Below are 12,530 nucleotides of genomic sequence, written 5' to 3'. Positions count from 1 at the left end.
GGAGTCGACGGGCGCGTGTATTGCGCTTGGGAAGCTTGGACAGCCCTACAGACCCGCCCTTCAACCAAGACAATTTTCAACAGCTCTTAGCTCTAAACCACGCCCCGATTGAATCATGGCGGCGCACTCATCCCGGGGCACCGGTTTGCTGAACAGATAACCCTGTATTTGATCGCAGCCGTTCTTGATAAGCAGGTTGAGCTGCTCCACGGTCTCGACGCCTTCGGCGATCACGTTGAGATCCAGCTCGTGAGCCAATGCGATGACCGCCCGGGTGATTGCAGCGTCTTCGTGATTGTTGATCACGTCCTTAATGAAGCTTCTATCAATTTTGAGCGTATCCAGGGGAAAACGCGTCAAATACGACAAGCTCGAATACCCCGTGCCGAAGTCATCAACTGACAGGCTGATACCATAAGATTTTATATCCCGGAGTATTTCCACCGCTGCTGCGGGGTCAATCATCAGAACGGACTCGGTCAGTTCGAATTCCAGAAGCGCAGGGTCGATCGCGTATTCTTCGAAGATCATCCTGATGGTAGAGGCCAAGTCTTTGACCTGAAGCTGCCTGGCGGACAGGTTGATCGCAATAGGCACCAATCTGATGTTGTCCTTCTTCCAGCCCTTGAGGGTTTCACAGACTTTGCGAATCACCCATTCGCCGACAGGGATGATCAACCCGGTGTCTTCCAACATAGGAATAAACTCAGCGGGAGAAACCAGGCCATGCTCTGGGTGGCTCCAGCGCAATAGGGCCTCCAAACCGCTGATGCGACCATTGGTCAGGCTTAACTTTGGCTGAAAATGCAGAATGAACTCGTCGCGGTCGAGGGCGCCGCGCAGCAGCGTTTCAGTTCGCAAGCGCTTGATGGCGCTCTGATTCATCTCGGCCTGGTAAAACTTGTAATTATTGCGGCCGCTCTTTTTAGCGCTGTACATAGCGGTATCAGAATTTTTCAGAATAACCCCTACGTCATCGCCATCATGGGGGTAACTGGCGATGCCTACACTGGCTGAAACGAATATCTCCTGACCGCGAAGCACAAACGGTTTTTCTAAAGCGCTCACTACGTTCGCCGCCAGATTTTCCATGGCCTGTTGTGAGTAACAAGGGTGATTGACCACAATCGAAAACTCATCGCCGCCCAGCCGCGCGACCATACTATGGTCATCGATGCAATCTTCTAAACGTCGACTCGCCTGGACCAATAGCTCATCCCCGACCGAGTGCCCCAGGGTGTCATTGACCGTTTTAAACCGGTCAAGATCGATGAACATGACGCTTATTGCGGCGGGCAATGGGAGTTTTCGAGCAATGGCTGCATGCAGATAATTGTTGAGAAACCAGCGATTGGGTAGATTGGTCAGCGAGTCGTTTTCGGCCAGGTAGGTCAGCCTATTTTTTGCACCATCCCTTTCAAGCGCGGCGGCGAATAGGTTACCCAAGGTTTGGATGTAGCTAACATCTTCGCGGGTAAACGGGTGATCCGTTGTGCTATAGGCCCCCAATACACCCACAAACACTTCGCTGTCAGCAACATACACCTCGATGCTATTAGTAATACCGCAAGCCTCCATCACATTATCAGGGAGCAGCTTGGGCACGTGACCCTCAGTAGGAAAGCGCGCGACAACGCTATCATCCAAATCGATGTCGGTGAACAGCCCGGTTTTGCGCGCCTCGTTATACATATCAATGTTGGCAAAACCAACGTTAGCGTCAACGATCACTGCGCGGGTCAAGCGGTTAACGACTAACAACGCCACCCTCTGCAGACCCAACCCTTGCGACGCGGTCAGCGCCGCCAATTCTCCCAGCGCTTTGACGTTTTCTTCTATCAAGGCCTGCTGGCCGAATGCAGCAATCAGATTTTGCCTTCGGGCGTTATCCAGAATTGCCACCTCGAACTCTTTACGATCGGTGATATCGATATCGATACAAATATATTTTCCGACCCTGCCGACGTCATCGAGAATGGGGATGATCGTGCGTCGATGCCATCGTGCAGCGCCAGTGCGGCTCAACAGCTTGACCTCACCATTCCATATCTCGTGGGTGGGCGCCCATTGCCACGGTTGGAGGTCTGCAGACAGGGTTGTCCAGACTTGGTCGATGGTCATTTGCAAGAGCTCAGCGCGGGAATGTTGTGAGCTTCTTACAAACCTATCATTCACATAATGGATATGACCGGAGGCCGAAATCTCGCAGACGATAGACACCTCATCCATGGCATTTTTATGTTGCACCAAGGTGTTCATCAGCGATTCGATACGCTGGCCAAAGTGGCTGCGCATGCTCGCCGCCGTTCGGTTGACCGCTTTAATAGCCTCCTGGATCTCCATGGGGGCATCGCCTACCAATATCGCTTCTGCTGCCACCGCGCCCGAGGCAATTTGCGCTTCATAAGAGGAAAGCTTGCCCAAATGCGCGAGCGAGCGCTTGATCATAAACCCCATCAAAATAAGGCTGACCAGTAAAAAACACACCGCAAACAGCGTGGCTTGCAGGACTAAATTGTAAAGTTCGCTAGCGATTTTTTCGGCGTTGAAGGACAAGCGCATCACGCCATAATCTTTGCCGCCGACGGTGATTGGACGATTCACATCAAACAATCGCGAAGCGACTTCGGCCCCTATCCAGTCAGGCACATCCCCCATAGGGGCATTCGATGCCTGTAAGCGAATCACGCCCCCGGACAAATCAATAAAAACGGCTGACTTGAAAGGCGATCGTGCCAGGGTCTTTTCTAACGTTCTTTTTATCGTATCGTAGTCGCCGATGACGACACTTTCCTCCACCGCCTGAGCGGCAACCTCGATTAACATGCTGGCGGAGTCTTGTATTTCTTCAATATGTTGAAGCAGCTGGTTTTTATAAAACAGTCCCAGCCCCGTCATGACAAAGGACACGGTCAAAATAGACAACATCGCGAGTATTCGCGATGTCAAGGATTTAGGCAACAGGCTTTTAAATATATTCATTCATAGCCTTCCCAGCTAATGTTAAAGTAATTTACTTATTATTGGCGGGCAAGCTATTATAAAAATCACGGTAAGCCGTGTAGTCGGCTTCCGTCGCAGGTATGAAGGTCACGGGGGCCTCGGCCTGAACTAACTCGGTGACTTCACGAAGGACTCTGCTGCCGTCTGCATCATTGTGCATGTCGAAGAATGCCTGGGCGACGGCTTTAAGTTCTGCCGCAGACACGCGTGGAGACACCATGAGCGCTAAATCATTGAATGAGGGTGAGCTCCACAGCACGCGGAACGACTTCCCTTCCCTCGCCATGTAACCCGCGAGCAACTGTGAATTAACCCCCATCGCCTGAGCTTTACCACTGAGCAACTGGCTGAAAGCGCCGTCCATGTTGCCGGCAAAAACAGTAGACGTAGAAATCTTTCTTTTGACCAATTCCGAGCTCGGCACTTTATAAGCAATAAAGGCTTCCGGCCCGGCATACACCAGTTCTTTACCTTCGAGGTCGGCAAGCGTTTGGATGGGCGAGTTGGCAGGCACTATGATTTGCCCCTCGATGGGCGGCGCGTCGCGCCGACCGAATACCTTCCAGCCCATCTTGTCACGTTCGGGGCTGAAGAGGTGATTCGTAAAGGCAAAGTCGACTTCTTGCGCGAGCACATAACTTGTAGTGTCCGCCGAAGTACGCCCGAGTTTTAGTGTGAGGCTGACACCGCTTTTCTCGGACACATACTTTATGATGGGGTTCCAAAAGCCTGCAGAAAGACTAAGATTGTATTGATTGACGGGCGAAAAATTATAGACTTTCTGTGTTTCAGCGAACGCCAAATTTGACAATGCAAAACAGAGCAGAATCAGAATGGTTTTGCAGTGCCAGTATCGTTTCACTTGTCAGCTCCAGATTATATTATCGCCTACCCAAGAGGCATCAGAGCCCATTAAGGTTTGCGCTCACACTCTCCATCGGCCGAGCCAGCAAAACCTTAAGCTTGCGCAGCGGCTATACCGTCACGCACCCAGCAGCGTCCTCAGCACTTGGGCAAACGCGCGACCGCTTTGCTCTTCGTCGGCATGCCGACCGTCGCGCACGACCCACTGGCCATTGACCATGACATCGCGTAGCTGCCGATCACTGCCCGCGAATAGCCAGCGATTGAGAATCTGCTCCGCTGCCGCCGTTGCCAGGTACGGATCGTTACCATCCAGCACAATCCAATCCGCGCGTTTGCCAACCTCTAGGCGACCGATCGGTTGGCCCAGTGCCTGCGTGCCACCGTCCAGCGCGGCGTCGTATAGCGTGCGACCGACGACCGGCTGATCACGGCGATACAAGCGATTGCGGCGCTGGTCGCGCAAGCGCTGGCCGTATTCGAGCCAACGTAATTCTTCTACGACGCTCAATGACACATGGCTGTCAGAACCAATACCGATGCGCCCACCCTGGGCCAGGAAGTCGACCGCCGGGAAGATTCCATCGCCCAAATTGGCTTCGGTGGTCAGGCACAGGCCGGCGATGGCGCGGCTTTGCGCCATACGCGAGACTTCGTCGGGGTTGGCATGGGTGGCGTGCACCAGGCACCAGCGCGCGTCGACCTCGACGTTGTCGTAGAGCCATTGCAAGGGCCGCTTACCGCTCCAGGCCAGGCAGTCGTCCACCTCTTTTTGCTGTTCGGCAATGTGAATATGCACCGGGCATGTCTTGTCGCTAGCCGCCAGAACTTCATTGATTTGTCCGGGCGTTACAGCTCGCAGTGAGTGGAAACACAAGCCTAATTGTTGCGCCGGCTGCGCGGCAAGAATCGGTTGCAGGCGCGCCTGTAGCTCCAGGTAGCCCTGGGTGCTATTGATAAACCGCCGCTGGCCGTCGTGGGGTGCCAGGCCGCCGAACCCGGAGTGGCTATACAACACCGGCACCAGTGTCAGGCCAATACCGCTACTGGCTGCGGCCTGGCTGATCTGACGCGAAAGTTCAGCCGGGTCGGCGTACGCCTGGCCGCTGATGTCGTGGTGTACGTAGTGGAACTCGGCCACTGAGGTGTAGCCGGCCTTGAGCATTTCGATGTACAGCTGGCGGGCGATAATCTGTAACTGATCCGGGCTGATCTGGCCGACCATGCGGTACATCAGGTCGCGCCAGGTCCAGAAGCTATCGTCCGAATTTCCGGCCATTTCCGCCAAACCGGCCATCGCCCGCTGGAATGCGTGGGAGTGCAGGTTCGGCATGCCCGGCATCAGCGGGCCTCTGAGCAACTCGGCGCCGTCCGCACAGGCATTGGCCGCGACCTGGGTTAGCAGGCCGTCGGCGCCAATTTCAAGTCGTACATCGTTAGCCCACCCAGTGGGCAGCAACGCGCGCTCGGCAAAAAAAGCAGGCATGAAGAAAAGCTCCGGTGGCAAACTGAGGATGTATATACATATACAGCTGTTTGACTGCTCGGTAAACTGCGGCGGTCTATGCTCCTCTCTAGCGCGCGGTTAACCCCCCCAAAATTTCAGAACGCTTAATAAGGACTTTGCCCCCCCATGAGCACATTAACCTTAAGACGCGCCGCCGATTACATCGCTATGCCGTGGAAAAATGGCGGCGGTACCACCCAGGAGATCGCCCGTGATGCGGGCATTGATCTGGAAGGGTTTGGCTGGCGAGTGTCGGTTGCCAGCATCGGCGAGTCGGGGGAGTTTTCCAGATTTTCCGGTTATCAGCGCGTCATTACCGTCATCACCGGCGCAGGCATGCTGTTGAACATAGACGGCGTGGCTCAACCTGAGTTGTTAGCGTTACAACCGTTCGCATTCAAGGGTGACAGCCTGGTTGAATGCCGCTTGCTGAATGGCCCTATCAGCGACTTCAACCTGATTTATTCGCCTGAGCGCTTCCACGCGCGGTTGCAGTGGGTGGATGGGCCCCAGCGTTTTTTCAGCTCGGCGCAAACGGTACTGGTATTCAGCGTGGGTGATCAGGTGCAGGTGCAGGATCAACGGCTGGGGCGTCACGATTGCTGGCAGATCGACGCCAACACCGACCTGCTGGATATCTCAGTCGTCGGGCCTTGTTGCTTGATCGAACTGACCCAACGCGGTTAACGCAGCGGGAGTTGGTCATAACCCTCAGCCATCTCCCCCAATCCTTCTTTGCGCCGCGCTCATTTCGCACTGATTTGTTTCCGATAGCCCCATTAGGGTGCACCGCCGTAACCACTCGCAAAAAAATCAGCCCCCTCCCCCAGGATCACCTACCTAGCCTCTGAAGCCCAGTTTCCGGGGCTTTTGCGCTCTGCGAGGCAAATAAAAACACCTTTTGCGGGATTTGGCAGTTCAATTGCATGCACTTGTATGTACAAGTAGATGTGTGTGTATATGAGCCATCTGCAATACCCCACACGAATACCGTTTGCGCATCGAACCCAGGAGTTCCTGCTGTGACCAAGCCTACGAAACACCGTGACGTCGAAATTCGTGCCGCCCGTGGCAATGTGCTGACGGCCAAGAGTTGGTTGACCGAAGCGCCACTGCGCATGCTGATGAACAACCTTGATCCACTGGTGGCCGAAAATCCGAAGGAACTGGTGGTCTACGGCGGCATTGGCCGTGCGGCGCGCAACTGGGAATGTTACGACCAGATCGTTGAAAGCCTGACCCATCTTAATGACGATGAAACGCTGCTGGTGCAATCCGGTAAGCCGGTCGGGGTGTTCAAGACTCACCGCAATGCCCCGCGCGTGTTGATTGCCAACTCTAATCTGGTACCCCATTGGGCCAGCTGGGAGCACTTCAACGAGCTGGATGCCAAAGGTTTAGCCATGTATGGCCAGATGACCGCCGGCAGCTGGATCTACATCGGCAGCCAGGGGATCGTCCAGGGCACCTACGAAACCTTCGTCGAGGCCGGTCGTCAGCATTACAACGCCGACCTCAAAGGCCGCTGGGTACTGACTGCGGGTTTGGGCGGCATGGGCGGTGCGCAACCACTGGCCGCAACGTTGGCCGGTGCTTGCTCGCTGAACATCGAATGCCAGCAGGTCAGCATCGATTTCCGCCTGGCCAGCCGCTACGTCGACGAACAGGCTAGCGACCTTGACGACGCCCTGGCTCGCATCGATCGATACACCAAAGCAGGCAAGGCGATCTCGATTGCCCTGCTGGGCAACGCCGCCGAGATTTTACCCGAGCTGGTCAAACGCGGGGTTCGTCCGGACATGGTCACCGACCAGACCAGCGCCCACGACCCGCTCAACGGCTACCTGCCCGCCGGTTGGACCTGGGATCAATACCGCGCCCGCGCCAAGGTCGAACCCGCCGCGGTCATCAAGGCGGCGAAACAGTCCATGGCCGAACACGTCAAAGCCATGTTGGCCTTCCAGAACCAAGGTATTCCGACCTTCGACTACGGCAACAACATCCGCCAGATGGCCCAAGAAGAAGGCGTGACCAACGCCTTTGATTTCCCAGGTTTCGTCCCGGCCTACATCCGCCCGCTGTTTTGCCGTGGCATCGGCCCATTCCGCTGGGTTGCATTGTCTGGCGACCCAGAGGACATCTACAAGACCGACGCTAAAGTCAAAGCCCTGATTCCCGACGATGCCCACCTGCATAACTGGCTGGACATGGCTCGCGAGCGCATCAGCTTCCAGGGGCTGCCAGCGCGTATCTGCTGGGTCGGCTTGGGCCAGCGCGCCAAACTGGGTCTGGCCTTCAATGAAATGGTGCGCAGCGGCGAGCTGTCCGCCCCTGTAGTGATCGGCCGCGACCACCTCGACTCCGGTTCCGTCGCCAGCCCGAATCGTGAAACCGAGTCGATGCAGGACGGTTCCGACGCTGTGTCCGACTGGCCGCTGCTCAATGCCCTACTCAACACCGCAAGCGGCGCGACCTGGGTGTCGCTGCACCACGGCGGCGGCGTGGGCATGGGCTTTTCGCAGCATTCAGGGATGGTGATTGTGTGTGATGGCACCGACGAAGCCGCCGAGCGGATCGCCCGCGTATTACACAACGACCCGGCCACCGGCGTGATGCGCCATGCCGATGCCGGTTACCAGATCGCCATCGACTGCGCCAGGGAACAGGGCCTCAACCTGCCGATGGTGTAGGAGTGCCAATTGCCGAACGCCTAATCCTGCCGGTAGAGCAGTACGCGGCACCGAAGGCAACGAGCGCAGCGAGTGCGCCAAGCTCACAAGCCTGATGGAACATTGATAGGGCATGACGCCTACTGACTGCCGTAATCCATTTCAAGATTGGGAGCGTCACACCATGAAAATGCATAAAACCTTGTTAGGCACTTTGTTCTGCGCAGGTTTGTTAGCCACGGCCAGCGCCCAGGCGGCCGGTTGGTGCGAATCGGGTAAACCCGTCAAGTTCGCTGGGCTGAATTGGGAAAGCGGCATGTTACTTACTGACATCTTGCAAGTGGTGCTGGAGAAAGGCTACGACTGCAAGACCGACAGCCTGCCGGGTAACTCCATCACCATGGAGAATGCCTTGAGCACCAATGATATCCAGGTGTTCGCCGAAGAATGGGTGGGGCGTAGCCAGGTCTGGAACAAGGCCGAGCAGGCGGGCAAGGTGGTGGGTGTCGGAGCGCCGATCGTGGGCGCCGTAGAAGGCTGGTACGTGCCCCGCTACGTCATCGAAGGCGACGCCAAGCGCAAGCTCGAGCCCAAGGCGCCGGACCTGAAGAAGATCGCCGACTTGGCCAACTATGCCTCGGTCTTCAAAGACCAGGAAGAACCTTCCAAGGGCCGCTTCTATAACTGCCCTGCCGGCTGGACCTGTGAGCTGGAGAACAGCGAAATGCTCAAGCGTTATGGCTTGGAAAGCACCTACACCAACTTCCGCCCCGGCACGGGCCCAGCACTGGATGCCGCGGTGCTATCGAGCTACAAGCGCGGCGAACCGATCTTGTTCTATTACTGGTCGCCAACGCCGCTGATGGGCCAGGCTGACTTGGTCAAGCTGGAAGAAGAGCCTGGCGTAGACAAACAGGTGAGCATCAAAGTCGGCCTTTCCAAGACGTTTTACCAACAAGCACCGGAACTGGTGGCCGTGCTGGAAAAGGTCAACCTGCCCATTGATCTGCTGAATCAAAACCTGGGGCGCATGGCCAAAGAGCGGATCGAGTCGCCCAAACTGGCCAAGCTGTTCCTCAAGGAACATCCCGAGGTCTGGCACGGATGGGTGAGCGACGAAGCAGCCCGGAAAATCGCAGCGGCCTTGTAATTCGAGTGCGCCTGGCCTCCTTGCGCAGGCCCGGTAGCTGGGCTGCAATCCATTTGATCGAGGCACTGTATGTTCCCTGAAAGTTTTACCTTTTCCATCGCCGACTGGGTCAACGGTTGGGTGGATTCACTGGTGTCCAACTACGGTGCCGTGTTCCGCCATATCTCCGAAACCCTACTCTGGGCCATCGTTAACCTCGAAAGCCTGCTGCGCGCAGCGCCCTGGTGGCTGATGCTGGCCATCGTCGGCGCGATTGCCTGGCATGCCACACGTAAGGTGCTCACCACGCTGGTTATCGTCGGCCTGCTGTTTCTGGTGGGTGCCGTCGGCCTGTGGGACAAGCTGATGCAGACGCTGGCGCTGATGATGGTCGCCACTGTGATTGCAGTGCTGATCGGTATTCCGCTTGGCATTCTGTCCGCACGCAGCAATCGCCTGCGTTCGGTATTGATGCCGCTGCTGGACATCATGCAAACCATGCCCAGCTTTGTGTACCTGATCCCGGTACTGATGTTGTTTGGCCTGGGCAAGGTGCCGGCGATTTTCGCCACGGTGATCTACGCTGTGCCGCCTTTGATTCGCCTGACCGACCTGGGTATTCGCCAGGTTGACGGCGAAGTCATGGAGGCGGTCAACGCGTTCGGCGCCAACCGTTGGCAGCAACTGTGGGGCGTGCAACTGCCCTTGGCCCTGCCTAGCATCATGGCCGGGATCAACCAGACCACCATGATGGCGTTGTCGATGGTGGTGATCGCTTCGATGATCGGCGCCCGCGGCCTGGGCGAAGACGTGCTGGTGGGCATTCAGACCCTCAACGTAGGTCGCGGGCTCGAAGCTGGCCTGGCCATCGTGATTCTGGCCGTGGTGATCGACCGCATTACCCAGGCCTATGGCCGCGCGCGACATGAGGTGAGCAAATGACGGCTGTCAGCAAAATTGAAGTAAAAAACGTCTACAAGATTTTCGGCGGCCGCTACAAAGAAGCATTAGCGCTGATGGGCCAGGGTAAGGACAAGGGCCAAGTACTGGCCGAAACCGGCTGCGTGGTCGGCGTGGATGACTTGACCCTGAGCATTGCCACCGGCGAGATTTTCGTAATCATGGGCTTGTCGGGTTCTGGCAAATCCACCCTGGTGCGCCACTTCAATCGCCTGATCGACCCCACCAGTGGCGCGATCTTGGTGGACGGCGAGGACATCCTGCAACTAGGCAAGGACGCTCTGCGCGAATTTCGCCGACACAAAATCAGCATGGTGTTCCAGAGCTTCGGCCTGTTGCCCCACAAGAGCGTGCAAGAAAACGTCGCCTACGGCCTGAAAGTGCGGGGTGAGCCCAAACACGCCTGTGTCGAGCGGGCCTTGCATTGGATCGAGACCGTGGGCCTGAAGGGCTACGAAAACAAGTACCCGCACCAACTGTCCGGCGGCATGCGCCAGCGTGTCGGCCTGGCCCGCGCGTTGGCCGCCGACACCGACATTATTCTGATGGACGAAGCGTTCAGCGCCCTCGACCCACTGATCCGTGCCGAGATGCAGGATCAACTGCTGGAGCTGCAGCAGACCCTGCACAAAACCATCGTGTTCATCACCCACGACCTGGATGAAGCGGTGCGCATCGGCAACCGGATCGCGATTCTCAAGGACGGCAAGCTGATCCAGGTCGGTACGCCGCGCGAGATCTTGCATTCGCCCGCGGATGAGTACGTGAATCGGTTTGTTCAGCGCCGCGTGGCAGTGGTTTGAGCGTCTGTACGTAAAGTGCCTCTGATTGGGTCGTCCATTGTGCAAAAAACAGAAAGAGTAGAGATGTCCCAGGCTGCAAGAATCATCATCGCCGACACGCCGCTGCGCTGGCAGGATGTGGTCGCCGTCGCACGCGCCTATGCGGTGCTCGAACTGTCTGACCAGGCGTGGCTGCGGATCGACAACGCCCATGCCATCGTCAAGCGCATCGTTAGCAGTGGCGAGCGCGCCTATGGCGTCAACACCGGTCTGGGCGCGTTGTGCAACGTATCGCTGGCAGGCGAAGAACTCGGCCAACTGTCGCGCAACACGCTGCTCAGCCATGCCTGCGGCGTTGGCCCGGCGCTCGCCGATGAGCAGACCCGCGCAATCATCTGCGCTGCCATCATCAACTACAGCCAGGGCAAGTCCGGCCTACATCCGCAGGTCGTCCAGGGCTTACTGGCGCTGCTCAACCATCAGATCACTCCGCAGGTGCCGTCCCAAGGCTCGGTTGGCTACCTGACCCATATGGCCCATGTAGGCGTGGCGCTGCTGGGTATCGGCACAGTCAGTTACCGCGGGCAGATCGTACCCGCGCAGCAAGCCCTGGCGGCCGAGGGCTTACGCCCGGTAGTGCTGGGCGCCAAAGACGGCTTGTGCCTGGTCAACGGTACGCCCTGCATGACCGGCTTGAGCTGTCTGGCCCTGGCCGATGCCTATCGCTTGCTGCAATGGGCCGATGTGGTCGGTGCGATGAGTTTCGAAGCACTGCGGGGCCAGATCGACGCGTTCGATGCAGAAGTCATCGCGCTCAAGCGCCACCCCGGTATGCAACGGGTCGCCAGCAACCTGCGCGGTCTGCTCGACGGCAGTGAAGTGATCGCCAGCAGTAAGGGCATCCGCACCCAGGATGCCTTGAGTATCCGCTCGATTCCGCAGGTCCATGGCGCATCCCGCGACCAGGTGGAGCATGCGGCACGGCAAATCGAGACCGAACTCAACGGTGCCACCGACAACCCGCTGCTGCTCGGCACGCCCGAGCATTACCGGGTGGTGTCCCAAGCCAACCCCCATGGCCAGTCGGTAGCGTTGGCGGCCGATATGCTCGCCATCGCGATGGCCGAAATAGGCTCGGTCGCCGAGCGTCGCTTGGATCGCCTGATTAACCCCCACGTCAGTGGCCTACCGGCATTTTTGGTGAGCAACCCCGGGGTCAACTCGGGGATGATGATAGTCCAGTATGTCGCCGCCTCTTTGTGCGGGCAGAACCGCCAGCTGGCGCAACCTACGGTACTCGACAACTTCGTGACCTCTGGCTTGCAAGAAGATCACCTGAGCATGGGCACCAATGCCGCGCTCAAGCTGCAGCCACTGCTGGCCAATGTCGCGCATATCCTCGCCATCGAATACCTGCTGGCGGCACAGGCGTTCGAATTTTTCCCGGAGCAGCATTTTGGCGCGGGTACCCACAGCGCCTGGCGCTTGTTGCGTCAGGTGGTGCCCGCCTATGACCAGGATCGTTGGCTGGCGCCTGACATCGCCGCCGCCACCGCCCTGCTCCAAGACCCTGGCTTGCTGCAGCAAACATTCCGTGATTTGCACTAACTGGAGGC

General features: G+C 57.4%; 9 protein-coding genes. 6 read left to right on the top strand and 3 right to left on the bottom strand.

All coding sequences use genetic code 11. The features are described from left to right. Positions 1–60 precede the first annotated feature (60 nt). The 3 genes from QCL65_RS12380 to QCL65_RS12370 all read right to left on the bottom strand — a co-directional run bounded on the left by QCL65_RS12380 (position 61) and on the right by QCL65_RS12370 (position 5,353). Positions 61–2,982 carry a putative bifunctional diguanylate cyclase/phosphodiesterase gene (locus QCL65_RS12380; RefSeq protein ID WP_407316571.1) on the bottom strand — a complete coding sequence of 974 codons (2,922 nt, stop codon included), beginning with the start codon at positions 2,980–2,982 and terminating at the stop codon, positions 61–63. A gap of 31 nt (positions 2,983–3,013) precedes the next feature. After that, the gene (locus tag QCL65_RS12375) at positions 3,014–3,835 is read right to left on the bottom strand and encodes a phosphate/phosphite/phosphonate ABC transporter substrate-binding protein (protein WP_407316820.1); all 822 of its coding nucleotides are present in this window, start codon (positions 3,833–3,835) and stop codon (positions 3,014–3,016) included. A gap of 150 nt (positions 3,836–3,985) precedes the next feature. Continuing rightward, a complete protein-coding gene (locus QCL65_RS12370) occupies positions 3,986–5,353 on the bottom strand; it encodes a formimidoylglutamate deiminase (protein WP_407316569.1) in 1,368 nt (455 codons plus the stop codon). A 147-nt stretch (positions 5,354–5,500) separates the two neighbouring features. Between QCL65_RS12370 and QCL65_RS12365 the strand changes: the two genes are divergently transcribed. The 6 genes from QCL65_RS12365 (at position 5,501) to hutH (ending at position 12,522) form a co-directional block, all read left to right on the top strand. After that, a complete protein-coding gene (locus QCL65_RS12365; protein ID WP_407316567.1) occupies positions 5,501–6,061 on the top strand; it encodes a HutD family protein in 561 nt (186 codons plus the stop codon). A 335-nt stretch (positions 6,062–6,396) separates the two neighbouring features. Next, entirely contained in the window at positions 6,397–8,064 is a 1,668-nt protein-coding gene (gene hutU, locus QCL65_RS12360; RefSeq protein WP_407316565.1) for a urocanate hydratase, read from the top strand. Between the two features lie 163 nt (positions 8,065–8,227). Further along, positions 8,228–9,193 (top strand): ABC transporter substrate-binding protein, encoded by a 966-nt coding sequence (locus tag QCL65_RS12355; protein WP_407316563.1) that lies wholly within the window; start codon positions 8,228–8,230, stop codon positions 9,191–9,193. Positions 9,194–9,262: 69 nt separating this feature from the next. Beyond that, on the top strand, positions 9,263–10,114 hold the full coding sequence (locus QCL65_RS12350) for an ABC transporter permease (protein WP_407316561.1): 852 nt from the start codon (positions 9,263–9,265) through the stop codon (positions 10,112–10,114). Then, positions 10,111–10,935: a glycine betaine/L-proline ABC transporter ATP-binding protein gene (locus tag QCL65_RS12345; protein WP_407316559.1), complete on the top strand. Its 825-nt coding sequence runs from the start codon at positions 10,111–10,113 to the stop codon at positions 10,933–10,935. The genes QCL65_RS12350 and QCL65_RS12345 overlap by 4 nt, the downstream gene beginning before the upstream one ends. 63 nt (positions 10,936–10,998) lie before the next feature. Then, on the top strand, positions 10,999–12,522 hold the full coding sequence (gene hutH, locus QCL65_RS12340) for a histidine ammonia-lyase (RefSeq protein WP_407316557.1): 1,524 nt from the start codon (positions 10,999–11,001) through the stop codon (positions 12,520–12,522). Positions 12,523–12,530 lie beyond the last annotated feature (8 nt).

The sequence above is a fragment of the Pseudomonas sp. nanlin1 genome (genome assembly GCF_045571515.1).
GTDB lineage: Bacteria > Pseudomonadota > Gammaproteobacteria > Pseudomonadales > Pseudomonadaceae > Aquipseudomonas.
The sequence above is the reverse complement of the archived record's forward strand: the minus strand, read 5'-3'. Positions and strand labels throughout refer to the sequence as shown.

Coding starts and splice junctions, on each gene's coding strand:
- QCL65_RS12350 (WP_407316561.1), top strand. CDS start 9,263: ATGTTCCCTGAAAGTTTTACCTTTTCCATCGCCGACTGGGTCAACGGT.
- QCL65_RS12370 (WP_407316569.1), bottom strand. CDS start 5,353: ATGCCTGCTTTTTTTGCCGAGCGCGCGTTGCTGCCCACTGGGTGGGCT.
- QCL65_RS12355 (WP_407316563.1), top strand. CDS start 8,228: ATGAAAATGCATAAAACCTTGTTAGGCACTTTGTTCTGCGCAGGTTTG.
- hutH (WP_407316557.1), top strand. CDS start 10,999: ATGTCCCAGGCTGCAAGAATCATCATCGCCGACACGCCGCTGCGCTGG.
- QCL65_RS12365 (WP_407316567.1), top strand. CDS start 5,501: ATGAGCACATTAACCTTAAGACGCGCCGCCGATTACATCGCTATGCCG.
- QCL65_RS12380 (WP_407316571.1), bottom strand. CDS start 2,982: ATGAATATATTTAAAAGCCTGTTGCCTAAATCCTTGACATCGCGAATA.
- QCL65_RS12345 (WP_407316559.1), top strand. CDS start 10,111: ATGACGGCTGTCAGCAAAATTGAAGTAAAAAACGTCTACAAGATTTTC.